The organism is Mesoterricola silvestris (assembly GCF_030295405.1).
Classification (GTDB): Bacteria; Acidobacteriota; Holophagae; order Holophagales; family Holophagaceae; genus Mesoterricola; species Mesoterricola silvestris.
The window spans coordinates 4543310-4568359 of sequence record NZ_AP027080.1 but is presented as its reverse complement, the minus strand read 5'-3'; the positions used below and the strand labels follow the sequence as shown (position 1 = coordinate 4568359).

At 68.7% G+C, this 25050-nt stretch carries 18 protein-coding genes; 10 read left to right on the top strand and 8 right to left on the bottom strand.

What is annotated here, in order from left to right:
* Positions 1-26: 26 nt before the first annotated feature.
* Positions 27-2486, bottom strand: coding sequence for a hypothetical protein (locus R2J76_RS19600; RefSeq protein ID WP_316413352.1), 2460 nt, complete (start codon positions 2484-2486; stop codon positions 27-29).
* A complete protein-coding gene (locus R2J76_RS19595) occupies positions 2483-3241 on the bottom strand; it encodes a hypothetical protein (RefSeq protein ID WP_316413351.1) in 759 nt (252 codons plus the stop codon). Before R2J76_RS19595 ends, R2J76_RS19600 begins: the two co-directional genes overlap by 4 nt.
* 140 nt (positions 3242-3381) lie before the next feature.
* Between R2J76_RS19595 and R2J76_RS19590 the strand changes: the two genes are divergently transcribed.
* From R2J76_RS19590 to R2J76_RS19570, 5 genes are all read left to right on the top strand, one after another.
* The gene (locus R2J76_RS19590) at positions 3382-4512 is read left to right on the top strand and encodes a TlpA family protein disulfide reductase (RefSeq protein WP_316413350.1); all 1131 of its coding nucleotides are present in this window, start codon (positions 3382-3384) and stop codon (positions 4510-4512) included.
* A 34-nt stretch (positions 4513-4546) separates the two neighbouring features.
* Positions 4547-5542 (top strand): ABC transporter ATP-binding protein, encoded by a 996-nt coding sequence (locus tag R2J76_RS19585; RefSeq protein ID WP_316413349.1) that lies wholly within the window; start codon positions 4547-4549, stop codon positions 5540-5542.
* On the top strand, positions 5536-6207 hold the full coding sequence (locus R2J76_RS19580) for a hypothetical protein (protein ID WP_316413348.1): 672 nt from the start codon (positions 5536-5538) through the stop codon (positions 6205-6207). Before R2J76_RS19585 ends, R2J76_RS19580 begins: the two co-directional genes overlap by 7 nt.
* Positions 6208-6336: 129 nt before the next feature.
* Positions 6337-9543 carry a serine/threonine-protein kinase gene (locus tag R2J76_RS19575; RefSeq protein ID WP_316413347.1) on the top strand — a complete coding sequence of 1069 codons (3207 nt, stop codon included), beginning with the start codon at positions 6337-6339 and terminating at the stop codon, positions 9541-9543.
* An 8-nt stretch (positions 9544-9551) separates the two neighbouring features.
* Positions 9552-11015 carry an aminotransferase-like domain-containing protein gene (locus tag R2J76_RS19570; protein WP_316413346.1) on the top strand — a complete coding sequence of 488 codons (1464 nt, stop codon included), beginning with the start codon at positions 9552-9554 and terminating at the stop codon, positions 11013-11015.
* 15 nt (positions 11016-11030) lie between these two features.
* Here the strand turns inward: R2J76_RS19570 and R2J76_RS19565 are convergent, their stop codons facing one another.
* From R2J76_RS19565 to R2J76_RS19555, 3 genes are all read right to left on the bottom strand, one after another.
* Positions 11031-11477, bottom strand: coding sequence for a hypothetical protein (locus tag R2J76_RS19565; protein WP_316413345.1), 447 nt, complete (start codon positions 11475-11477; stop codon positions 11031-11033).
* A 187-nt stretch (positions 11478-11664) separates the two neighbouring features.
* Positions 11665-12774: a TlpA family protein disulfide reductase gene (locus R2J76_RS19560; RefSeq protein WP_316413344.1), complete on the bottom strand. Its 1110-nt coding sequence runs from the start codon at positions 12772-12774 to the stop codon at positions 11665-11667.
* 119 nt (positions 12775-12893) lie between these two features.
* Positions 12894-15758, bottom strand: coding sequence for a TonB-dependent receptor (locus tag R2J76_RS19555; protein ID WP_316413343.1), 2865 nt, complete (start codon positions 15756-15758; stop codon positions 12894-12896).
* 208 nt (positions 15759-15966) lie between these two features.
* Here R2J76_RS19555 and R2J76_RS19550 point away from each other — a divergent pair, with 208 nt between their 5' ends.
* The 4 genes from R2J76_RS19550 to R2J76_RS19535 all read left to right on the top strand — a co-directional run bounded on the left by R2J76_RS19550 (position 15967) and on the right by R2J76_RS19535 (position 21365).
* Positions 15967-16479, top strand: a complete 513-nt coding sequence (locus R2J76_RS19550) for an O-acetyl-ADP-ribose deacetylase (RefSeq protein WP_316413342.1) — start codon at positions 15967-15969, stop codon at positions 16477-16479.
* A 286-nt stretch (positions 16480-16765) separates the two neighbouring features.
* Positions 16766-17242, top strand: a complete 477-nt coding sequence (locus tag R2J76_RS19545; protein ID WP_316413341.1) for a (2Fe-2S)-binding protein — start codon at positions 16766-16768, stop codon at positions 17240-17242.
* Positions 17239-19335 carry a xanthine dehydrogenase family protein molybdopterin-binding subunit gene (locus R2J76_RS19540; RefSeq protein ID WP_316413340.1) on the top strand — a complete coding sequence of 699 codons (2097 nt, stop codon included), beginning with the start codon at positions 17239-17241 and terminating at the stop codon, positions 19333-19335. Before R2J76_RS19545 ends, R2J76_RS19540 begins: the two co-directional genes overlap by 4 nt.
* A 617-nt stretch (positions 19336-19952) precedes the next feature.
* Positions 19953-21365 (top strand): response regulator, encoded by a 1413-nt coding sequence (locus R2J76_RS19535; RefSeq protein WP_316413339.1) that lies wholly within the window; start codon positions 19953-19955, stop codon positions 21363-21365.
* Between the two features lie 29 nt (positions 21366-21394).
* Here R2J76_RS19535 and R2J76_RS19530 read toward each other — a convergent pair whose 3' ends face one another.
* The 3 genes from R2J76_RS19530 to R2J76_RS19520 form a co-directional block, all read right to left on the bottom strand.
* A complete protein-coding gene (locus tag R2J76_RS19530; protein ID WP_316413338.1) occupies positions 21395-22618 on the bottom strand; it encodes a Bcr/CflA family efflux MFS transporter in 1224 nt (407 codons plus the stop codon).
* A gap of 34 nt (positions 22619-22652) precedes the next feature.
* Positions 22653-23099, bottom strand: a complete 447-nt coding sequence (locus tag R2J76_RS19525; protein ID WP_316413337.1) for a protease complex subunit PrcB family protein — start codon at positions 23097-23099, stop codon at positions 22653-22655.
* A gap of 161 nt (positions 23100-23260) precedes the next feature.
* Positions 23261-23833, bottom strand: coding sequence for a TlpA family protein disulfide reductase (locus tag R2J76_RS19520; RefSeq protein ID WP_316413336.1), 573 nt, complete (start codon positions 23831-23833; stop codon positions 23261-23263).
* A gap of 164 nt (positions 23834-23997) precedes the next feature.
* Between R2J76_RS19520 and R2J76_RS19515 the strand changes: the two genes are divergently transcribed.
* A complete protein-coding gene (locus R2J76_RS19515; protein ID WP_316413335.1) occupies positions 23998-25050 on the top strand; it encodes an NAD(P)-dependent alcohol dehydrogenase in 1053 nt (350 codons plus the stop codon).

Sequence of the window (25050 nt, the reverse complement as noted above, 5' to 3'; positions counted from 1 at the left end):
CCACGCCGTCCGGCCCTGCCCCCCCGTCAGTAGTGGATGGGCGTCCTGGCCGCCCATGGGCTCCGCTTGTAGCGGGTGTGCAGGAGGCGGAAGCACGCTCGGTTGTAGTGCTTCTCGCCGCCGACCTTCCCGCTTTTCACGGCGAGGTGGAGGGCCTCTGGAAGCCGGGGATCCCCGGGGGAGGATTCGGCCCAGGCGAGGGTCCTGGAGGCAAGCCAATCGGGACCCTCCTCGAGGGCGAGCAGCCGCTTGGCTTCCTGGGAACCGCGGGCGCGCTGGTCCGGGGTGAGCCAGGGGACGGGGAGGGGGCCCCTGCCCACGAGGGCGAAGAGGGGCTGTTCCAGCGCATGGGGTTCGGGTCCGTAGAAGGAGAATGTCCAGCTGGCGTTCTCCGTCACCACCGCCGGGCTGAGGTGACCTTCCGGCCCGGGGCCGGGCCACCAGCAGGTCTGCAGGTAGGTGTCGCGGTGGCGCAGGGGGAGGGGCTTTTCGCCCGGTTCGGTGAAGGTCCGGTGGTTGATGCCCTGGAAGACCATCCACCTCAGGCCGGGGTGGCGGAGGAGGGTCAGCAGCGCCTGCCGGGCCTGCTCCACGGGGGGGGCGGCGGCGAATCCTTCCAGGGAAGGCCGGAGCTCCGGCTCCTGCTCCAGGAGGTCCGGGAGGATCCGGGCAGCCACGTCCCACCGGTCCAGGAGGACGGCCCGCACCCAGGCGGCCCGGATCCACTCCCGGCGCAGGTGGGGGGGGACGTCCTTCCTTGTCGCCAGCGCGTGCAGCACCTCGGTGGGGACTTCCAGGTTGAGCACGCGGGAGGCGTCGCCCTGGATGAACCGGGCCGGGGCCTGGATGCCCTTCAGCCGTTTCCGGATGTCCGGGTGGGTGGACTGGATCCCCGAGCACCAGGTCGCGAGGCTGGGGGTACGTTTCTTTTCGTCAAAGCCCAGATCGTAGGAACCGGCCGGGCTTCTCAAGGCGTCCGCCAGGAATTCGGCATCGTTCCGCGCCAGGGGCATGCGGAGGGCCCGCCAGAGGTTCCGGCTTGAGGGGGTGGTCCGCCGGGGATCGCCGTTCAGGAAACCGGCCATGAGGGTCCGGGCTTCGGTCTCCTTGCCCTGGGCCGCCAGGATGCGGGCCCGGTGGAAGGAGACGGTTTCGTAGGCCGGGTTCTCCGGTGGAAGGGCGGCAGCCGCCCCCAGAACCTCCTGGATCCCCTTGGAGGAGGGCTCGCCGTTGGCGATGGCCATGAGGAGCCAGGGCAGGCCGTGGCGCTGCTTCCATCGCTGGTAGGCCAGGGCATAGGCCTTCGGGCCGGTCTCCCGGAAGCGATAGGCCCATTCGGCCAGATCGTCCTTCAGCAGGCCCGGGGGGATGGATCTGGACGCGGGGCGGGTTTCATAGGCATCCGCTTCGCCCGTGATGTTGGCGTCGAGGAGGTTCGTGAAGCGGGCCACAAGATCCCCGAAATCGTCGCTGGCGCCGGGCTTCTTCAGGTCCTGGAGCATGGCGCCGGCCGCGGCCTCGGGGTCGGCCTTGGCCAGGGCGCGCTGTTCGCCGACCCGGATCCCTTCCTCCAGATCCTGCTCCCCGAGCGGTTCGGGGGCTGCGCTCGCGGGCTTGGCGGGCATGCTCCCGCCCCGGAGTCCGGCCCATACGTGGTGCGCCTCCCGGTAGCACCGCAAGGCGCCCGCCGGATCCTTGGCGGAGAGGCGTTCCCCCTCGCGCAGCCAAGTACGTCCTACCAGGTAGGCTGCCAGCCTTCGCCAGGGGGAGGCCCCCTCCTGGGCGATGGCCGTGAAGGCCGCCCGGGCCGCGGGGAAATCCCCGAGGTAGAACCGGGCGCAGGCCATCTGGTAGGCCCGGTCCGCCTGGAAGAGGGGGTCCCGGCCGGCGGGGGCCGGTTCCGGAACCAGCCCCGTCTTTCCGGTGGTGCTGAAGACCCTGTCCTGGGCCCGGATCCAGTCCGCGATCCGGTCCGGATCCCATCGCCGGGACCGGTCCAGGAGCGTGGCCGCCGCCACCTCCAGGGCGCTGTCCGACACCGCAGGGCGGTAGGCGTCCTCATCCCATCGGAACCGCACCGGGTCGGGGGCCGGCTCGCGGGTGAAGCGGGCGCGGACCGCCTTCCAGTCCAGGGATCCGGAAGGGGCCGCGGCGGGGTCCTGGGGCGCGCTCCCGCCGTCCCGGGGCAGGACGGCCCCGCCCTGGAGGCGGTAATTCCAGAGTTCCAGGACGCTGCGCCGTTCGGCCTGGGTGAGGGGCAGCCCCGCCATCTGGCGATAGGCCACGACCAGGTAGGAGCGGGCGTAGGTCGGCTGCAGGATGCCCAGGCTCCCCTCCGCGAAGGCGTTCAACGGGAGGTCGGGATGCGTGGCCCAGGTGAAGGCAAGCGAGGGTCCCTCGGGCGCACAGGCCCGGATGATGGGAACGGCCGCAAGGGCCAGCACCAGGGCCGCGACGGCGGCGGGCAGGTAACGTCTGGGGTTCATGGCGTGACCCTTCGAAGGGCGCTGGAAAAGGCGTCTGGAGTCCAGGACCGGGGATGGAAGAGGAAGACGCGAGCCTCCGGGGGAGGGGCCACGGGCAGGGGCTGGTCCGTGGCGAGGCCCCAGGCCAGCGCCCCGGGGCGGACGCCGGTCACCGGCCGGTGCTTGCGCAGCCAGGCCAGGGCTTCCGGGGTGTCCCGCCCCATCTGGAAGAACATCCCCACGGCTCCGCTGACGGGGAGGTCGCGGATCCAGGGATCCCCCATGCACCAGGACGCGAGCGCGGTGATCGTGAGGGGAACCTGGATTTCGCCCGGCTTCAGGAGCCGATCGATCAGCTGCCGGTAGAAGGGCCGCTGGGATAGGCTGGCGTCGAAATCGATCTGCAGCCCCTCGATGCCCGGCACGAGGGCATAGGTCCGGATGGCGGCCAGGATCTCCGTCATCCGGCGCTCCGGGACGCCGGCACCCGAGGCCTCCAGCCGGACGACAGCGATGCGGTGCATCCCCTCGGGAAGTCGGAGGGGCGCCGTCCGGGGACGGACGGCCACGGTCCCTGGACCCACCTGGATGCCCAGCACGAAGAACGCGACGCCCGCTTCCTCCGGCTTCAGGAAGCGAAGGTCCTCCGGCCGGTCCCAGGCCCAAACCCAAACGCGCGGGGAGGAGGCCGGGACCCCCGCCTCCAAGGCGAGGGAAAGCGCGCACAGGATCGGCGCGGAAAGCCTTGAAAACAGATTGGTTTTTTTCAACAGCATGGGGATCCCGCGCGACCAGGACGAGGATACCTGTTTCGGGCGATCCACGCCGGTGTACGTCCCAACTTTCGATCCGGTGCAGGGCCCCCCCCTGGGACGACCGTAGACTGGCCGGACAACCTCAAGAGGATGGAAAAGCCATGAAAACACACGCACTTCTTGTTGGCATCCGGGCCCTCGCGCTGTCGGTGGCGGCCACCCTCTGCCACGCCCAGTTCAATTCCAATCCCACGCTCCGGATCGGGGACCCCGCGCCTCCCATCACCGCCCAGGCCTGGGTTCGCGGCAAGCCGCTGGCCCGGTTCGAGCCCGGGCGCGTCTACGTGGTGGATTTCTGGGCCACCTGGTGCGGCGGGTGCATCATGGCCTTTCCCCACATCAGCGGGATCGCCCGGAAGTACGAGGACAAGGTCCGGTTCATTTCCGTGGACAGCTACGAGGACCTGGGCGAGAACAAGGGGAAGGATCTCGCGGCCGCCGTCCGGAAATTCCTGCAGACGCCCAACGGGAAGCGGCTGACCTTCGACGTCGCCGTGGATGGCGCCGCCAACACGATGTACCAGGCCTGGATCAAGCCGCTCCGCCGCAATGGCTTCCCGACCACCTTCATCATCGACCAGGAGGGCAGGATCGCCTGGGTGGACGTGAACCTCGATCACCTGGAATGGGCCCTCGACCATGTCCTGGCTGGGACCTGGGACCGGAACAAGGCCGCCCAGGTCATGCAGGAGCGGGATGCCGTGGAGACGATCATGTTCAAGATGTTCAGCGGCACGGAGGCGGAACGCGCGGCCACGTGCCGGTCCATGCTGGCGGCCTCCGAAGCCTTCGAAAAGCGGTTCCCGGACCGCAAGGATGCGGTGGCCTTCTACAAGTTCATGGCCCTGCTGGAAATCGACCGGGACAAGGTGCCCGCCATCCTGGAGCAGATGGCGGCGGATCCCCTGTCCCGGTACATCAACCTCACGGATGCGGCGGGTTTGACCCTGCAGAAGGAAGGGCTTTCGAAAGCCACCTACGCCGCCGTGGCCAAGGTGCTGGAACGGAGCCTCCGGAACGAGTACTTCGCGCCCAATACCGGGGGCAGCGCCTCTCAGATCCATCGCTCCATGGCCGACGCCTATGCCAAGGCCGGGCAACCCGGGAAGGCCGTCGAGGCTATCGGGAAGGCCATCGCCAAGGCCCGGGAGGAGAAGGCCCCCGCGGACCGCCTGGACGCGCTCAACCAGGACCTCCGGAACTACACCAGCCAGGTCTCCGCATCCCACTGACTCCCAGGAACGCCTTCCTGCCGCCGGAATGACCATGCCTGAACCGCCGAAAAGCTCCGCTCTCGTCATCGCCCAAGGGCTGACCAAGCGCTACCCGGGCCTGAAGGCCCTGGACAACGTCTCCTTCTCGCTTTCGCGGGGCGAGATCGTGGGATACGTCGGCCCCAACGGCGCCGGGAAGACGACGACCATGCGGATCCTCACCGGCATGGAGACCGGCTTCGAAGGCGCCGCCTGGATCTCTGGAATGAGGCAGCCCCTGGACCGGAAGGGCATCCTGAAGGAGATCTCGTACCTGCCCCAGGACGTGGCCTTCGCGTCCTGGAGGACGGCCCGGGAGACCCTGTGGCTGTTCGGGAGGCTTTCGGGCCTCGAGGCATCCGCCCTCCGGCAGCGGGTCCCGCTGGTCCTCCAGCAGGTGGGCCTCGGCCCGAAGGCGGACCTCCGGGTCGGGGGGTTCTCGCGCGGCATGAAACAGCGCCTGGGGTTGGCCCAGGCAATGCTGGGCCACCCCAAGCTGATGATCCTGGACGAACCGTTCAACCACCTCGATCCCGCCGGCCGCCAACACCTCAAGGGCGTCCTCACGGAACTGGGCCGGCAGGGCGTCTCCATCCTCTTCTCCAGCCACATCCTCGCGGATGTGGAGGAGCTGATGGAACGCATCGTGGTCCTCCGGAAGGGGTGCGTGATCTTCGACGGCACGGTCGAGGAACTGAAGGCGGCCCACCGGGACGCCGAGGTGGTGGAGATCGGTTTCACCGGCATCCTGCCGCATTCCCGGCTGAGCGCCATTCCCGGCGTGGCGAGGGTGGAGATGGCCGCCTCCACGGTCCTGCGCCTTCATCCCACGCCCGGGGCCCACCTGCTGGACGTCTCGACCCACGTGCTCGGGCAGATGATCGCCAGCGGCCACGGCATCCGGTACGTCAAACCGCTGGTGCCGTCCCTGGAAACCATCATCGGCCGCATGACCGACGACGTCCTCGACGTCGCCACCGAGCGGGAAGAGGAGGCCAGCGCATGTTGATCCTCATGATCCGGGATGAACTGGCGCATCTGCGGCGCAGCCCCTTGATCCAGGCCGTGCTCGCGGCCATCGCCCTGCTCGTGCCGGCCGCGCTCCTTGCCAGCGTGGAACACGTGCAGGCCATGAGCAACCTGGCCATCTCGGGCACCGCGCACCTGGCGGCGCTCATCACGGGCTCGGTGGTCACGGCCTCCCTCATCGCCGACCTCCAGCAGGGCATCCCCATCCTGTTCGTCGTGCGGCCCATGCCCCGGGCCCATTTCCTCCTGGCCCGGGGGGCCGGGATGACGGTCGTCCTGCTGGCCGCCTTGGGGCTGGGCGTCGGTTGCATGCTTATCCTCAACGCCGTCCTGGTGAAGGCGCCCCTGGATCCCGTGGCCATCCTCCGGGGCCTCCTGCTGGCTAGGCTTCCGGGCGTGCTCCTGGCCATGGCCTGCGGCCTCCTGGTGGGGGTCCTCACCGCCGCCATCCCGGGCGGGTTGGCCCTGTTCCTGCTCCTGACCAACGCCCTCATCATCGCCCTGCAGATCGGCGCCGCGAAGGTGGGCGGATGGGTGGGCTGGGGCCCCGCGACCCAGGACTGGCTTCTCGCCGCGATGACCGTGGCCGCGGCGGCCGCCATGGTCCTCTGGGCCTCCATCCAGTTCTCACGGCGCTCCATCTAAGCCATCAAAGGGTTCGGCCGTATGTCTATCAGGCGTCCGGAGGATGTGACCTGAGCTATCCTATCCGCAAGCCATCCTTGGCCTGCACGGGCCGTCCGACACATCCTCCCGAGGTCCCCTCCCTTCGCCATGTTCTCCGCGAACCTCTCGTCCCGGATCCTCAAGGAAGCTCATTCGCGCGGGCTCCTGGGCGACCCTCGCCCGGCGGATGATTCCTCCGCCCAGGACCCCGAGGGCGACTTCTGGGGGGAGGAACTCGCGACGCTCCTGGCCTCGGGCCGGATGTCGAGGGTCGCGCTCAACAGCCTGGCCTGGGAGGCCATCGGCGGCGAGGCGGGGTCCTGGATCGATCCGCTGTTCAAGGGGCCCGCGCCCATCGGGGAGCTCAAGGGCCTGGGGGACCGCTACCAGGACCTCGTCCCCATCGGGGAAGGGGCGAGCGCCCTCGTCTACAAGGGCCTGGATACCCTGCTCCAGCGGCACGTGGCCATCAAGGCGCTCAAGGACCCGCGGGGGCCGATCCTGGAGGAGGCCCGGGCCCAGGCGAAGGTCGAGCACCCCAACGTCTGCAGGGTCTACGAAGTGGGCCAGGGGCACCTGGTCATGCAGCTCGTGGAGGGCCCGACCCTGGCCCAGCTCCTGCCTTCCCTCGACCTGGGGGAAAAGGTCCGGATCATCCGGGACATCGCGCTGGGGATCCACGCCGCGCACCAGAAGGACCTCATCCATCTGGACCTGAAGCTGGGCAACGTCCTCATGGAACGCCACGAGGATGGGATCTTCCACCCCATCATCAGCGACTTCGGGATGGTGGCGGGCGCTTCGAAGGCGTCCAGCGGCGGCTGCAGCCTGGGAACGCCCCCCTACACGAGCCCGGAGCAACTGGCCCGGGACACGGCCCGCATCGGTCCCGGGACGGACGTCTACGCCCTGGGCGTGATGCTGTACGTGATGGTGGCCGGGGCCAGTCCCTTCCGGGCCCATGATTTCGAGGGGCTGCTGGAGGCCATGGCCAAGGACCCGCCCGTCCCCCTCCGGCAGCGCGTCCCCGCCATCGCCCGGGATCTCGCGGCCATCGTCGCCAAGTGCATGGAGAAGGACCCCGGACAACGCTATGCCAGCGCCTGGGAACTGGCCGAGGATCTGGACCGCTTCCAGCGGGCGGAACCGGTGGCGGCCATGGGCAGGGCCCCGGCCTACCGGCTGGCCAAGTGGTACCAGCGCAACCGGATGCTCCAATGGGTCAGCGGCCTGGGCCTCCTGGCCCTGGCGGCCTCCCTGGCCCTCTTCGTGCGCCATTCGACCTTCCTTACCCAGCAGGCCGAATGGGACCATCACTGCCAGAAGATCGTGGGGGACCTGGGCGCCCACCTGGACCGGACCTACCGCCTTCCGCCCCACGATATCCGCCCCGAACTCAAGGAGGCCGAAGCCTTCGTCGGGAAGATCCTCGAAGCCCGGCGGGGCGGGGGGGCTGCGGCCCGGGGCCCCGCCTGCCTCGCCCTGGGGCAGGCCTACTTCCTCATGGATGCCGAGGACGCGAGGGCCGTGGCCTCCTTCCAGGAGGCCTGGGATTCGGGGTACCGCACCGAAAGTGCGCGGTCCTGGCTCGCCATCACCCTTCTGGCCACGTTCCGGAAGGATCAGTGGAGCTTCATGTCGGGGCTCCAGGATCCCGCCAACCGGGGCAAGGTCGACGAGATCCGCCGCCAGTACCTGGACCCGGCGCGCAAGCTCCTCAGGGGGAGGAAGGGATCCGATCAGGTGAAACTGGCCTTCCTGGTCGATCTTGCCGACGCCAAGATGCTGGACGCGGTCAATCTCGACTGGCTCCTGAACCTGACCCGGACCTACCGGGCCCAATTCCCCCAGGACTTGGACGGCCTGTTCGAGGAGGCGATGGCCCTCTCCGCCAAGGCCGGACTCCTCATCGTCAATGCCGGCATGGCCTCGGGCGCCTTCTCCAGCCCCGAGGCGCAGGAGGCGGCCTCCTACCAGCAGCGGGCCCGGGCCCTCCTCGTGGAGGCCCTCCGCCTCGCGCCGAGTCTTCCCCGGGCCTACGGGGCCCTGGCCGAGGAGAATCTGAAGGAGGATTCGCTGCCGACGAAGGATAGCCGAGCCCCGGTCGTCCTCTTCGAGGAGGCCCGGGCCCTCCTGGACCAGGGCCTGAAGGTCCGGGGGCGCGACCCGGTGCTCACGGCCCAGTACGGCCAGCTCCTGGCCACCCACGTGCTGCCGTACCGCCTGGCCCGTGGGATGGATCCCGAACCGGTGGCCCGGGATCTTGCCGGGCTGCGCCCGGACCCGGCGCTCGATCCCTCCGGGCGGAGCCTGCGGGCCCTGCTGGAGGCCAAGGCGTCCTTCCTGAAGAAGTGCAATTACTATGGGGTCAAACCGCCCCCGGCCTTCGTGGAGGCCTGCCGGCGGTGCCTCCAGGAACCCTGGACCGGAAGCGAGGCCGCCCGGTTCGAGTGGTGCTCCACCGCCGCCCAGACCCTGGCCGAAACGGGGGAGGATCCCGTGGGGATCATCCAGGGCATCCACGCCACCTTCCACCCGGCCGGTCCCCCGGAGTGGACCTCCCTCGGCCGCCTGGATCTCCTGGCCGCGGAACGGGTCTGGCTGGCCTACGGCGATCCCCTCCCATGGCTCTCCCGGGCCCAGGACTGCCTGGACCGATTGCCCGTGCCATCGGTCTTCAGGACCTACCTGGCCCAGAACCTCCTTAGCCAGCGCATCCGACTGGTCGGTGATGGGCCCTCCTGGGCGGAGTTCCGGACGGAGCTGGGAAGGATCGGAAAGGGCGACCCCGCCATGGCTTCGGGCGGCCTCGATAGGGTCCTCGAAATGAATGTCCTCCTGGCCCGGCGCGCCCTGGCGGAGAAGCAGGATGCCGAGCCCTACCTTCGCGAAATCGGCCGCTGCCTGCAGGCGCCCCTGGTGAAGAATTACGCGTGGATGCCCTACTACAAGGAGCAGATGGCCACCCTGCTGCTGCTCCAGTCCGGCCCGTCCGGGAGCTCCCTCCCCGAGGCCCTCCAATGGATCGACAAGGCCTACGCCCAGGTGCTTCCGCCGCGGGTCTCCGGACCCGGCCGGGCGGTGCCCTCCATGCAGCGCTTCTTGCCGGAATCCTCCGCGGACCTGGCGAGGATCCGCTCGCTGAAGGCGGAGATCCTCGCCGCCATGGCCGCCCGGGAAACCCGTCCCGCCGCGCGGATCCGCCTGGCCCGGGAGGCCGTGGCGCTCCTCCAGCAATCGCTTCAGGTGGATCGCCTCCAGGAACGCCGCCTGCGCCCGATCCTCGACCAGGCCCTGCCCCTCACCCGGAACTGAGTCCGCCCATGCGCCCCAACGACCTCCTCCTCACCCTCATCGACGCCCCGGGCTCGTCCCTGTACCAGCGGATCGCCCTGACCCTCCAGGGGGCGATCCTGGAGGGCCGGCTGCCGCGCCAGGCGGCCCTGCCGGGCTCCCGGATCCTGGCCGATCACCTGGGCGTCAACCGGAGGACGGTCATCGCCGCCCTCCAGGAGCTGGAGGCCCAGGGCTGGCTGGTCACCCGGCCCAACAGCGGGACCTTCGTGGCCGATGAACTGCCCTCGGGCGCCTCCGCCCGGAAGGCGCCCGACCCCGCGCTCCCGGGGTCACAGGTGGGCTTCGATCTTCCCAGCCTGCTCCAGCCCGCATCCGTGACGGTGGCCGGGGACCTTCTCCTGGAGGACGGCTCCCCCGATCCCAGGCTCGCGCCCGCCGACGAGCTGGCCAAAGGCTACCAGCGGGCGCTCCGGCGCCACGGGCCGCGCATCCTGGACGACCGCAACCCCCTGGGGACGCCCCTGCTGCGGGAGATGGTGGCGTCCTGGATCTCCGAACGCTACGGGGCCGTCGTCCCCATGGAACGGATCATGATCACCCGGGGCAGCCGCGAAGCCCTGGCCCTGCTGGCCGGGGCCCTGTCCCGGCCGGGAAGCCTCACGGCGGTGGAGAATCCCGGCAACCGGGGCGCCTGGGACCTTTTCAGGCAGATCGGCAAGATGGAGCTCCGCCCCGTGCCGGTGGACGGCGAGGGGCTGATCCCCGAGGCTCTGGAGGAGGTGCTGAAGGGCGAACGGATCCGGGTCCTGTACCTGACGCCGCGGCGCCAGTTCCCGACGGGGGCCGTGCTCTCGGAAGCGCGCAAGAAGGCGGTCCTGGACCTGGCCCAGAAGCACCGCCTGGCCGTCCTGGAGGACGACTACGACGGCGAGTACGTGTACGAGGGGACGCGTTCCGAGCCCCTCATCTCCCTGGACCGGACCGGCCAGGTCATCCACATCGGCTCCCTGTCCCGCCTGCTGGCGCCGGGGCTCAAGATGGGCTACATGGTCCTGCCGACGCCCCTCGTCCCGGTCCTGGGCAAGATCCGCCTGAGCCGGGGAGAGCTGGGGGATCCCGTCCTGGAATGGGCGGTGGCGGACCTCATCCGGGACGGGGACCTGGTGCGGCACCTCCGGAGGGTCCGCAAGGTCTATGCGGCCCGCCGGGATTTCCTCGTGGCGAGGCTCCGGCAGAGCCTGTCCGGGCCGCTTGAGGTGCCCTCGCCCCAGGGGGGGATGAGCCTCTGGCTCCGGGGCCGGGAGGGCGCGGACCTGGATGCCTGGATCCAGGCCGTCCGGTCCTGCGGCCTGATCCTGAATCCCCCCTCCCACTACTACCTCGGCGCGGCGGAACCGGCCTTCCGGATGGGCTTCGCCCAGGCCGACGAGGTGGAGCTGGAGGAGGCGGTGAACCGGATGGTGAAAGCGCTCGGACGGGTGAACCCTTAGCCCCGGTTTCCGCTTTTACATGACGGGGTGGGTCGGAACGTCGGGTTGGCGGCGGGAGCCTCCGGCCCGTGCCCCGGTCAGGTGGTAGGCGGCCAGGGAAGCTCCGGTCACCAGGCCCAGGAGGCCCCAGAACCCGACCGTGCCCAGGACGAGATCCGCGAACCAGGCCAGTTTCATCAGGATCGCCGCCAGGGCGCCGCCCCCCAGGGGAAGCTGCAGGGCGCACTTCAGGGCCACGGGGGCCATCAGCCTCTGGATCGTCGTGCGGGGCCGCTGCGGGTCGACGGGCGCCACGGCGGGGCCGGGTTCCGGCCCGGGTTTCGGCGGCGGTGGGGGGGGAAGGGCGACCGGGATGCTCTTTCCCTGGAGCGCCAGACCGGCTTGGGGCTGAGGGGCGCGGGCGGGCGCGAGCAGGGCCAGGGTCAGGCCAAGGAAGACGAGGAGGGGTTTCGGTCGCATCATGATCGGCTTTCCGGACGAGGGTGGCCAACGGGTGGCCCACCCCGGGTTACGGCGGACCTCCGCCAGGGTCATGCACCGGTTTTTCGATTCCCCTATGCACCGGTTCGCCCCGGAACGCAGGAAGGCCGGGCAAGGCGGATCGGCACCCGCCTTGCCCGGCCCTGGGAAGGGCGACCCCGCCGGGGCCTCAGGGCTTCACGGCGGCCTGGTACTCCTTCAGCTCCGCTTCCATTTTCGCCAGAGCCCCCTTGACCATCGGACCCGCATCGGGATGCTCCTTGAGGATCCCGGGAAGGCGGCCCTTGAGTTCCTCGATCTCCTTGGCTTTGTTCCTGGCGGCGTTCGCGAAATCCCCCGCCCGGAACTGGGCCTCGGCCAGCATGCCCACCGCGGCCGGCTCCTTCTTGACGAGCTCCTCCAGCGTCGGGATGACCCGGAGGTACCAGTCCTTGGAAAGCCCATCGGTGCGGATCACGGTGCCCACGAACGGGAAGGCCCAATCGGGGGCGTCCTTGATGGAGGAATCGTAGAGGGCGAGGGCCGCCTTCTCGTCCACGTGAAGGAGCGCCTGGAAACGGAGCCACTCGACGCTCATGATGTCCACTTTGCTCTTGGGCTTGCAGGTAGATGCCAGTTCCAGCGCCTTCTGCCACTCTTTGGCCTTGAGCGCCTCGCTGATGCGCTCCAGGGCTTCCTTATTGGTCTTGGCCTCGGCAATGGCCGCGACGGGATCGAAGGTTCCCGCCGCCAGTTGCTCGAGCACGGGGTCCATGCTGAGGGGGTGGCCCTTCCAGACGAGGCGGCCGGTGCCGTCCACGATGAAGGTGGCCGGGATGCCCTGGACGCCGGCGGCGTCCAGCCAGGTCTTCTTCATGCCATCGTCCCTGGTGTCCCGGCAGACCCGGTACTCCATGGCGGCCCCCTGGCTCTTCACGAAGGCGGCCACGCTCGCGTCGATCGCCTTCGGGTCCTTGCCCTCCTGCATGACGTTGACCCCGATGAAGGTGACCTTCCCGGCGTATTTCTTCGCCAGTTCGGTCACGTGGGGAATGGCCTGCTTGCAGGGGCCGCACCAGGTCGCCCAGAATTCCAGGACATAGGTCTGGCCCTTGGCCAGGGCCTGGACGGGCTTGCCCTTGAGCCAGGCGCCATGGACGAAGGCCGGGGCCTGGTCGCCCACCTTGAGGGTCACCGCCGGGGCCGCCGGGGCCTTGGGGGCCTGGGCCGCGCCGGGCGAGGAATACAGCGGCGCCGCGAGAAGAAGAACGGCACAGCCGTGATTGCGGAATTTGGACATCGTGTCCTCTCCTTTGTTTCCGGGCTTCGCCGGGTATCCCATGGTGGGGCCGGCCGCCCTCGTTTTCGTGATCCGGATCCACACGTGGCGGCTGCACCGGAGGTTCCTTGCCCGTCCGCTCAGAAGCGGAAGCCGAGATCAAAACTGACGGTGCGCGGCGCGACGTTGACCGTGCCCTTGCCGTCGAACATGGCGAAGGGCTGGTAGGTCCCGGTGTAGGCCGTGCCGTAGTACGTGTTCATGTAGTTGGGCATGTAGTTCAGGATGTTCTGGATGTTGATCTTGAGGAACGCGTTCATTTTTTTCGTGAAGGCGTGGGTGTATCCGATCTGCATATCCAGCGTGTAGTATTCGGGCTGGTGGAGCGGGCCGAGCTCCGGGAAGAACCTGCTGTAGGTGGCGGCATACCCCTGGGCCACCAGGTTCGAGGGCGTCAGGGCGGTGCCGAAGCGGTAGCCGTAGGTTTCCTTGCCGTAGTAGCTGCCGAGGAGGGAGGCATTGAAGGTCCCCTTGCCGAGCCCCTGCTTGAAGGTCACATCCCCGTGGAAGATGAAGGAGCGGTCGATGCCCGAGCTCGGGCCGTAGGGGCTGAGCTGGTCGCGGGGGATGCCCTGCTGGCTCCCTACGCCGAAGTTGTTGGCCAAGCTCTGGTTATTGACGTTGTCCAGGGAGCGGGACCAGGTGGCGTTGCCGCCGAAGGAGACGTGCTCGTTGGCATTGTTCCGGTAGGTCAGTTCGAGGCCGTAGTAGTCCCGCTTGCCGTCGGGGTCGTTGGAGATGAGGATCTTGGCGACACCGGGGGCGATGCCGTCGCCGGTCCAAAGGGCGTCCAGGAACCGGTCCATCCATCGGCGGACCAGGGTTGCGCTGAAGGCTTGGTTGGCAGTCTCCTGGTGGTACCCGAGGGTGAGTTCCCGGGTTCTCGGGGCCTTGATATTGGGATCCACGAAGGTCGTGCGGTTCTGGATGGGATCCACGGACGTCATGTAGTTGTTCACGCCGGTGGCCCCGGCGAGGTTGCCCCACACCGCCCAATTGATGGAGCCATTGGCATTCAGGGCCTGCTGCCCGTTCCCCTGTCCCGCGGGGGCGGCGGGTCCGTTGTAGGCATAGGTCCGGGTGATCGGCGTCTTGGTCACCGAGGCGTTGGCAAGACTGCCCTGGAGGATCTGGGCCTGGTACTCGGCCGCCGTGAAGCTGAAGATCCGGGTCTTGTCGCCGGCGACGTCGTAGTTGACGCCCAGCCTGGGGGCGAACGCGTGGGTGGAATAGGTGTTGTTTTCGGGGACGGTGGTACCCGAGAAATTGTCGTAGCGAAGGCCCAGGTTCACGGAGACATGCTTGTCCAGGGACCAGGTGTCGTTCAGGTAGACGGACTGGTTTCGGCTGGTGGCCTTGCCGGAGACCGCCTGTTCGGAAATGAGCTGGGTCAGGGCCGGATTGCCGGGAACGAGGAGCCGGTTCCCCAGGGCCGGCGTCGTGGCGCCGGGGATGAAGCCGTTGAAGTGGATCAAGTAGCCTGAAGGGTAATCCAAGGCTCCCGTCTCGTCGGTGAAATGGTAACTCTGCACACCGGCATCCACCTGGTGCTCGCCCAGGCCCTTGGCAAACCAGGTGACGCCCGCGCTGAAGACCTTCTGGTGGCGCTCGTCCACCACGCTGGCAAAGGTGCCGTTGTCGAAGAGGGTGAAATCCGGCACATCCAGCCAGGAAACGACCGAGTTGCCCCCGCTGGAACCGCGCTGGTCCTGTTTATAGTTGGTATCGTTGTACTTGACATCCAGAAGCAGGTTCGAGGCCAGCTGGCTGGTCCACCCGAGCGAATAGTAGCCGCGGGTGGTTCGCGTGAGCCCGCTCAGGGTGGAGAGGGAGGAGGGGTTGCCGCCATTGGTGTACGCGTTGTCGGAGTCCTGGACGCTGTGGTTGTACTGGAAATAGATACGGTTATCGTTGTTGACGAGCCAGTCCAGTTTCGCGTCCTGCCGGGTTTCGCCCGTGGACGACACGAAGGGCACGCCGGCGAATTTGAGTCCACTGGTCGTCTGGGCCGTTTTCTCCTGGGGAGAATAGGTCTGGTAGCCCAGGGAGAAGAACAGGGTGTCCTTGATGAGGGGGCCCATGAAGGTGTAGGACTGGATGGTGGTGGTGGCGTCCAGGGGCCTGGCGATGGGCATGTTCAGGGCTTTGTAGATCTCTGGGGTCTTGCCGATCCCTCCCCACTTGGGGTTCGAGATGGCGAAGCGCGCGGATCCCTCGAAGACGTTCGTCCCGCTCTTGGTGGTGACGCTGACCAGACCGCCGTCGAACCGCCCGTACTTGGCGTTCACGCCGCCCGTGAGCATCTGGACCTGGTCGACCAGATCGTTGTTCAGCAGGGTGATGCCCCTGCCGTAGACCGAGTCCGTGGTGTCCACGCCATCCACATGGTAGGAGAGGGTCGTGGCTCCATGGTAGGCGTAGCCCGTGTTGGTCCCGGGAACCAGGTTCAGGAAGGAGGACACGCGATCCCCGCCGGTCGTGAGGGGGATCGGCAGGTTGTCGATCACCTCCATGTTGGTGGTGAGGCCGGTCTTGGCCTGCGTCTGGTCCGTGGTGCTCAGGGGCAGCGAGCTGCCGACATCCACCACTTCCACCGTGGTGGAAGCCTGGGGCCGGAGCCGGATCGAAAGGTTGGAGGTCTGGTTCACGAGGACCAGGATCTCGCTCCGGAAGTGGAGCATGTCCGGGGCGGTGACCTTCACGGTGACCTTGCCGGGAACCAGGTTCGGGATGAAGAACTCGCCCTGCTCGTTGGTGCGGATCTCCCGGTTGCCGCGCGGCGTTTCGATCACCACCAACTGCTGGGTGAAGGGCGTTCCGTCGGGACGGATCACCTTTCCGGAAATATGCCCGACAGCGCTGGACTGCGCGAGCAGGGCGCCGGAAGAGGCGATGAGCAGGGCGCAAAGGCGGCTGTACGGGTTTCGTAGGATGGAATGGGTCATAGGCACCTCGTTGGATGGAAGGTGGGGGGATGAAGGACCAGGCTTTCAGGGAGCTATGGAAAGCTTGCGTGGGTCCTCCCCGGGGAGATGCTCCGGTTTCCAGTTTGCGTCCTGCACCGGTGCAACGGAACACGAGGTGAAATAAGTCGAGCGACCCGTTCGGATCGCAAGGTTGGGGCCGGCGCGGCTTCGGTGCTAGGCTTCCCCGATGACCTCGATCCTGCGCGCCCAACTCGCGGACATCACCCAATTGGATCTGGATGCCATCGTGAATGCCGCCAATTCCTCCCTCCTGGGCGGAGGCGGGGTGGACGGCGCCATCCACCGTGCGGCTGGACCCGACCTGGTGCATGAATGCCGGTTGCTGGGGGGCTGCAAGCCCGGCGACGCGAAGATCACCAAGGGCTACCGGCTTCCGGCGAAGCACATCATCCACACGGTGGGTCCCGTCTGGCGGGGCGGCACCTGGGGCGAAGCGGAGGTGCTTGCCTCCTGCTATGTGCGGTGCCTGGAATTGGCGTCCGAGCATTCCCTCCACTCCATCGCCTTTCCCAGCATCAGCACGGGCATCTTTGGCTACCCCGTTGAAAGCGCCTGCCGGATCGCCGTTTCAACCACGCGGGCATTTCTGGGCAAGCCCAATCCCATCGCGGAAGTTGTTTTCTGCTGCTTCAGTCCGTCCGATCTGAAGGTCTACGAAGAAGAACTCAAGCGCCCTTAGCTTTTGCTTTTCCCAGCGCCCCAGCGAGCCCTCTGCGCCCCAGCGTTTAATCTTTTTCATGAATTACCGGGCCGATGGTACGAGTCGCGCCGGAACAGGCATGTAAGGGATCAAACGCTGGGGCGCAGAGGGCTCGCTGGGGCGCTGGGAAAAGAATGAACCGCTCCTCGCGATCGATCCTGGCGCCGTCCTGATTTTTTGCCGGTTTCATGTCCCAACCTTTATCGCCGGCTCCAGGATTATAATTTGGCATCCCTACCCCATGTCTTCGCCCCGGAGGATTCCGATGACCGCCACCGTCTCCTTCACCCTCAACGGCCAACCGGTCACCGTCACCAGTCCCCCGGACCGGATGCTTGTTTGGGTCCTTCGGGACGAGCTGGGGCTCACCGGCACCAAGGTGGGGTGCGAGGCGGGGCTGTGCGGGGCCTGCACGGTGCTGGTGGACTTCGAGGCGGTGCCCTCCTGCTCCACCCAGGTGGGGGAGGTGGCGGGGAAGGCGGTGACCACCATCGAAGGGCTGGCCAAGGGCGGCGAGCTGGATCCCGTCCAGAAGGCCTTCCGGGACCACCATGCCTTCCAGTGCGGCTACTGCACCTCGGGCATGATCCTGGCCGCCTGGGCCTTCCTCAAGAAGAAGCCCCGGGCGACCCGGGCGGAGATCGTGGAGGCCATGGAGGGGAACCTCTGCCGCTGCGGGGCCCACGTGAGGATCCTGGACGCCGTGGAATCGGCGGGCAAGGCCATGGGAGGTGTGCGATGAAGAGGCGGACCTTCCTTCAGGGCGCGGCGGCGGGCACCCTCACGTTCTTCTTCTCGGGCCCCGCCGGCGCCGCTCCCATCGAGCCCACGCGGCCCGGGGCCTACCCCGAGGACTTCAACGCCTACCTGAAGGTCTCCGCGGACGGCCGCGTGGGCTGCTTCGTGGGGAAGGCCGAACTGGGCCAGGGCGCCATGACGGTGCTGGCCATGCTCGTGGCCGAGGAACTGGAGCTGGACCCGGCCCAGGTGGACATGCTCCTGGGCGACACGGACCTCTGCCCCTGGGACCTGCCCACCGGCGGCTCCCTCACGATGTGGCACACGGCCCCCGTCATCCGGGGGGCCGCCGCGGAGGCGCGGGCGGTGCTCCTGGCCATGGCCTCCAAGGCCCTGGGCGAGCCCCCCACGGCCCTCGCGCTGAAGGACGGCGCCATCTGGGTGAAGGCGGATCCCACGCGCCGCACCACCTTCGGGGCCCTGGTCCAGGGGCGGAAGATGGAGCGGCGCCTGGGCCGGGTCAAGCCCAAGCCCCTTTCCCAGTGCACCCTCATCGGACACCGCGTCCCCCGCAAGGACGCCCTCCCCAAGGTCACCGGCGCCGCGCGGTACGCCGGCGACCTGCGGTTTCCCGGAACCCTCCACGCCTGCGTCCTCCGGCCCCCGGCCCATGGGCAGATCCTCGCCGCGGCCGACACCGCGGCCGCGGAACGGATCCCGGGCGTGCGCATCGTGCGGGACGGCACCCTCCTGGCGGTGCTGCATCCCCAGCCCGACACCGCCCGCAGGGCCCTCGCCCAGGTGAAGGCCACCTTCGAAGGGACCGGGCCCGACGTGGATGACGCCCGGATCCACGCGTACCTCGTGGACAAGGCCGCGCCCGGCCAGCGCGTGATCCTCTCCCGGGGGGATGTGGCCGCCGGCGAGAAGCGGGCCGCCACCCTCGTGGAGGCGGAGTACCGCAACGCCTACGAAGGCCACGCCACCCTCGAACCCCACACCTCCGTGGCCAAATGGGAAGGGGGGCGCATGACGGTGTGGGCCTCCACCCAGTCCCCCTTCGTCATCCGGGAGGAGGTGGCCAAGGCCCTGGGGCTGGGCGAGGACAAGGTCCGCATCATCACCCCGTTCGTGGGCGGCGGGTTCGGGGGCAAGCTGGTGGGCCCCGGGGCCGCGGAGGCCGCCCGCATCGCGCGCCAGGTGCCCGGCGTCCCGGTGCAGCTGGCCTGGAACCGGGAGGAGGACTTCTTCATGGACACCTTCCGCCCGGCGGCGGTGGTGAAGATCCGCTCCGGCCTGGATGCCGGCCGCGGGGCCCTCACCTTCTGGGACACCACCGTGTCCGGCGTTTCCCTGGGGGAGGCGGAGTTCCCCTACGAGATGCAGACGGCGCGGTTCCGGGCCCCGTCGGTGCCCGGCCTCCATCCCCTGCGCACCGGCGCCTGGCGGGCCCCCAACGCCCACACCAACGCCTTCGCCCGGGAAGGCCAACTGGACGCCCTGGCCGCCAAGGCCGGGGTGGACCCCGTGACCCTGCGCCGGCGCCTGGTCACCGACGCCCGCCTCCTGCGCCTCCTGGACCTGGCGGTGGAGACCTTCGGCTGGGAACCCGCCCCCGGCCCCACCGGCCGCGGCATCGGCCTGGCCTGCGGCGCCTGGCGCCAGGCCCTGGTGGTGGCCGTGGCCCAGGTGGCTGTGGACAAGGCCACCGGGAAGGTGCGCGTGGAGCGCTTCCTGGAGGCCGTGGACGTGGGCCTCGTGGTGAACCCCGACGGCGCCCGCCAGCAGGTGGAGGGCGCCATCACCATGGGCATCGGCCAGGCCCTCAGCGAGGAGATCCATTTCAAGGGCGGCCGGATCCTGGACCGGAACTTCGATACCTACCTCCTGCCCCGGTTCTCCGCCATCCCGCGCATGGAGGTGGTCTTCGCGGAAAACAGCGCCATGGCCACCCAGGGCATCGGCGAACCCCCCGTGGTGCCGGTGGCCGCGGCCCTGGCCAACGCCGTGTTCGATGCCACCGGCGCCCGGGTGACCCATGTGCCATTCACGCCGGAGCGGGTGCTGGAGGCGCTGGGGCGCGTGGCCGGGAAATAGGATCCGGGCGGCGTGTCCGGATAATTAGGATAAATTCATAATAAACGATTGGTTCCTGAGACGTGGATCAGGTCCCCGGCGGGTCCGCCTAAAAGGACCCATGGATATTCAAGATACATATATAAACCATCACTTTGCATCCGGGGAAACGGGTCATTAGAATGGGTCAGCACCTGTCCATGCCTTCGTTCGGGTCCCTTCGAAAGCGCTTCCATGGCTGGGCTTCCGCGAGGACCGCTGTATCCGCGTCGAGGTGGTCATGGGAACGACAGACAGGTTGCCCACGGATCCGGAATCGGAGTTCCGGAGGATCTTCGAGGCCCTCCCCGCCGCGATCCTCGCCCTCCAGCCCGATCTGACCATCCATGCCGTGACGGAGGAGTACCTGCAGGCGACCCAGACGGTCCGGGCGGAGATCGTGGGCAAGGGCATCTTCGAGGTCTTCCCGGACAACCCGGAGGAAGTGAAGGCCACGGGCGTCACCACCCTGAGAGGCTCCCTGGAGCGCGTCCTCTCCACCCGCCGCTACGATTCCATGGCCGTGCAGAAATACGATATCCGGGAGGGCGGGGAGGGGGGGGTACCTGGAGCGGTACTGGAGCCCCACCAATCATCCCGTGCTGGGCCCCGACGGGGAGGTGCGGTACATCCTCCACCAGGTGGAGGACGTCACGGAGTACATCCTCCAGAAGCGCCTGGAGACCGGGACCGCGCCCGGGGATTTCTGCCTGGATCCCTCCCAGGCGGAGGTGGATATCGTGCGCCGGGCCCACGAGATCCAGGAGGCCAATCAGCGGCTCCGCTCCCAGCAGGGGGAGTTGGAGAACCGGGTCCATGACCGCACCGAGGCCCTGGCGGAGGCCATGGAGGTGATCCGCAAGCGGGACGAACAGCTCCGCCAGACCAGCAAGATGGAGGCCCTGGGAAGGCTCGCCGGCGGCATCGCCCACGACTTCAACAATCTCCTGACGGTCATCTACACCAGTGCCGAACAGCTCAAGTTCACGGGGGGGGAATCCCCGGCGGTGGACCTGATCCTTTCGGCGTCGGAAAGGGCGGCGGGCCTCACCCGCCAGCTCCTGACCTTCAGCCGCCAGCAGGTCATGTCCCTGCGGACCCTGGACCTGGGCGAGGTCCTCCGGAATTCCGCGGGCCTGCTGAAGCGGGTGCTGGGGGAGGACATCGACGTGAAGCTGTCCATCGCGCCGGACCTCCGCCCCTTCGAGGCCGATCCCAACCAGATGGACCAGGTCATCCTGAACCTGGCCGTGAACGCCCGGGACGCCATGCCCGACGGGGGCATGCTGACGCTGGAGGCGGCCAACGCGGACCTGGACGAGGGCTACGCCCTGACCCACCCCGGCACCCGCCCCGGCCCCTACGTGACGCTCGCCGTCAGCGACAACGGCGTGGGCATGGACAAGGAGACCCAGGCGCGGGCCTTCGAGCCCTTCTTCACCACGAAGGGCCTGGGCAAGGGCACGGGACTGGGGCTGGCCACGGTCTTCGGGATCATCCAGCAGTCCCGGGGGTACGTCTTCCTCTACAGCGAACCCGGGAAGGGCACCACCTTCAAGATCCTCCTGCCTGGGGTTCCTCCCGGGGAATCGGGGGCGCTGGCCGAACCCCCCGCCCCGGATCCGGACGAGCCCGGGGAAGGGACCCTCCTGGTGGTGGAGGACGAGGATTCGGTGCGGTCCGTGCTCAAGACCCTGCTGGAGGAGGCCGGGTACGAGGTCCTCGCGGCCCGGAACGCCGCGGAGGCGATGCTGTGCCTGTCCGAAGGCGCCGCCCGCATTGATCTCATGGTCACTGACGTGATCATGCCCGGCATGAACGGGCGGGAGCTTTCCGAATGGGTGGCGAAGCGGCATCCGGGGATCAAGGTGCTCTTCCTTTCCGGCTACACCAACGACGCCATCCTCCGCCACGGGGTGCTGGAGGAGGGGCTGCCCTTCCTGCAGAAGCCCTTCTCCACGGATCAGCTGCGCAGGAAGGTCCGGGAGGTGCTGGGAGGCCCGCGCGGCTGACGCGACGGTACACGGGCTGGATCGCCCGGTCAGGCTTCCAGGGAAACCCCCGGATCCGCCTCCCGGGCGCCGGAGGGCTTCAGGAACAGCATCCAAACAGCCAAGGCCCCGCCCGAGCAGACCAGCATCACGCCCGCCATGCCCGCGGGCGTGCCGTGGGTGGTGAGGGAAACCAGGGCCGAGGCCAGGGCGCCGCCGGACATGCGGATGCAACCCAGGACGGCGGAGGCCGTGCCGGCCATGCGGGCCATGGGGGCCAGCACGCCGTGGGCGGCGGTGGGCGTGATCAGGCCCAGGGCGGTGGTCACCAGGAACAGGGCGGGCGCCGCGGTGGCCACGGAAAGCCTTCCGGCCATGCCCAGGGCCAGGAAGACCAAGCTGCCCGTCAGGCCCAACAGGATGCCGGCCAGCAGGGTCCGCACATGATCGTAGCCAAGGCGGGCGAATTGCCCGGACGCCAGCGCCCCCAGGATCTGCCCCGAGGCGATGACGGAGAACACCAGGGCATAGGCCCGGGGGCTCAGGTGCAGGAAGCTCATGAACAGGACGCTGGACCCGATGACGTGGGCTTGGAGCATGCCGAAGCTCAATCCGGCGACCAGGGTGCAGCCCAGCACCGGCCGCGCCGCCAGGACTTCCAGGTAGCCCCGCGCCAGCTGGCCGGCGCCCACCCGGCGCCGGCGGCCGCCGATGGACTCCTCCAGCAGCAGGGCGCAGGCCGCGAGCAGGAGGAGGCCGCCCCCTCCCAGGGCGGCGAACATGCCCCGCCAGCCGAACGCCCCCAGCAGGAGGGCCCCCAGGGCCGGCGCCGCCATGGGCGCCAGGCCCAGCAGGGCATTGGCCGTGGCCAGTTTCCGGCGCACCTCGTCGCCTTCGAACAGATCCCGCACCACGGCGAAAATGACGACGTTGCAGCCGCCGGCCGCGACCCCCTGGGCCAGGCGCAGGGCCAGCAGCACGGGGAGGGAGCCCGCCAGGGCGCAACCCAGCCCGGCCGCGGCGAAGAGGAGGCAGGAGCCCAACAGGACGGGGCGGCGGCCGACCCGATCGGAAAGGGGCCCCAGGACCAGTTGCGACGAGGCGAAGCCCAGGAGGAACAAGCTGATGGCCAGTCCCACCCGGGCCGGCGAAGCCCCCAGCGCGCCGGCCATCAGCACCAGGGCCGGCAGGATCAGATCGATGCTGAGCGGGGGCATCGCGGCCATGGCGGCGATGAACAGCGAAAACCCCTTGGACCGGACGAGACCTTTCAAGCGCCAACCTTCCGGTCCAGGATACCGCCCCGGGTCAGTCGGCGTTCACCTGCTTCACGATCACGCCGCCCGTGGGCCTCGGGAAGGCCCGCACCGCCCAGGGGCGGGTGAGGACCTGGGGCACCATGGCATCCGCAGGGGGCGGCACCACCTGCCAGGTGACCACCAGGTCATTGCCCTGCGGGGTGGGTTCCAGGAAGTCCACGGCGTAGCCGCCGGTGGCCTTCTCGCCGCCGTAGGCCACCACGGCCACGGCGCCGGTGAAATCGAAGGCGGGGGTGTCCCGGTTCTGGCTCCGCCAGAAGGCGTTCCAGGCGCTGGCATCCCCCAGCACCTCGGCGCCGGGGGTGGGCTTTCCGCCGAAGCTGTCGCGCCAGATCCGGGCGGCCTGGGCCTCCCGGGGCGTGGACGGCGCGGCGGCCAGGGCGAGGGCGGGAACGGCGAGGGCGAGGGCCCTCCCGATGAAAAACGGTGAACGCATGGCTTCTCCTGAATGGGAATCTGAAATGGCCTCCCGGTTCAAGGCCCACCCATCGGGGTGGGTCCCAGGGACGGCAAGGGGATGCTAGCGGCTTTCCTGCCGCATTCCAACTCTAATATTTACAATAAAAAAGCCATTTGAATCATGAATGGGACCGCGGGCTACTTTCCCAGCGCCGCCTTCAGTTCCTGGTCCAGGCGGCCGGGGGTGTAGCCCATCCAGGCGCTGGCCACCTTGCCGTTGCGGTCGACGATGAGGGTCGTGGGGATGGCTTCGATCTCGCCCACGGCCTTGGCCAGGCCGGCCGGGTCGGCGGGGACCATGGCCGTGAGGGCCATGGACGGGTTGGAGGCGAAGAAGGGGGTGACCGCCCCGAAGCCGCCGCGGTCCAGGGAGACGGGCACCACGGCGTAGGCGGGGCCCTGGGCCTGCTGGAGGGCGGCCAGTTCCGGCAGGCTCATGCGGCAGGGCGGGCACCAGGTGGCCCAGAAATCCAGCACCACCACCTGGCCGGAGAATTCCCCCAGGGTGCGGGTGCGGCCTTCGGCGTCCCGCAGGGCGAGGCCCGCCACGTTGCGGCCCACGAATCGCGCATCGGCGCCGCCGCCCCCGGAGAAGGCGCGCACGCCCAGCCAGCCCAGTCCCAGCACCCCGGCGGCGATGAGCAGGAGCGAGAACCCCTTCCCCAAACCTTCGGTGCGCTTTTCCTCCAGCCATTCGCCGAACGAAGCCATGCTCGCCTCCCTTGCGTCATTCTCCCCCGATTCATTCGGAAAACGGGGGCGACTCCGGAGAATCGGGCAAAAAGTCCGCATCTTTGGGCAACCCGTCCGGGCCGGTCGTTTTTAAACTGGCTGGCATCCCCCGCACGCACCCCGGGGATTTCCAGGAGGAATCCATGCCCACCAACGTCCGCGCCTATGCCGCCACGTCCCCCACGGACGCCCTCGTCCCCTACCGCTTCGACCGCCGGGATCCCCGTCCCGACGACGTGGTCATCGAGATCCTCTACTGCGGCGTCTGCCACTCCGATCTGCACACCGCCCGCAACGACTGGGGCTGGTCCACGTACCCCATCGTTCCCGGGCATGAGATCGTCGGCCGGGTGGTGGAGGTGGGGCCCCGGGTGACGAAGTTCAAGGCGGGGGACACCGTGGGGGTGGGCTGCCTGGTGGATTCCTGCCGCCATTGCACGCCCTGCCAGGAGGGGGACGAGCAGTACTGCGGGGACTTCACCGGCACCTACGGCGGCGTGGACCGCCACGACCACACGCCCACCCAGGGCGGCTACTCCGAGCGCATCGTGGTTTCCGACGCCTTCGTGCTGCGCATCCCCGACGGGCTGGACCTCAAGGGCGCCGCGCCGCTCCTGTGCGCGGGCATCACCACCTGGTCGCCCCTGCGCCACTGGAAGGCGGGCAAGGGCAGCCGCGTGGCCGTGGTGGGGCTGGGGGGCCTGGGGCACATGGCCCTGAAGCTGGCCAAGGCCCTGGGGGCGGAGGTCACCCTCTTCACCCGCTCCCGGGGGAAGGAGGAGGACGCCCGGCGCATGGGCGCCGATCACATCGTGCTTTCCACGGACCCCGCGCAGATGGCGGGGGTGGCGGGCCGCTTCGATCTCATCCTCGACACCGTCCCCAGCCTCCACGACCTGAATCCCTACGTGCCCACCCTGGCCCCCAGCGGCACCCTGGTGCTGGTGGGCTACCTGGGCGGCCTGGAACCGGCCCTCAACACGGTGCCCATGATCCTCGGCCGCAAGTCCGTGGCGGGCTCGCTCATCGGCGGGATCCGGGAGACCCAGGAAATGCTGGATTTCTGCGGCCAGCACGGCATCACCTCCGAGGTGGAGGTGATCCGCATGCAGGACATCAACGAGGCGTACGAGCGCATGCTCAAGAGCGACGTGAAGTACCGCTTCGTCATCGATATCGCGTCCCTGAGGAGCTGA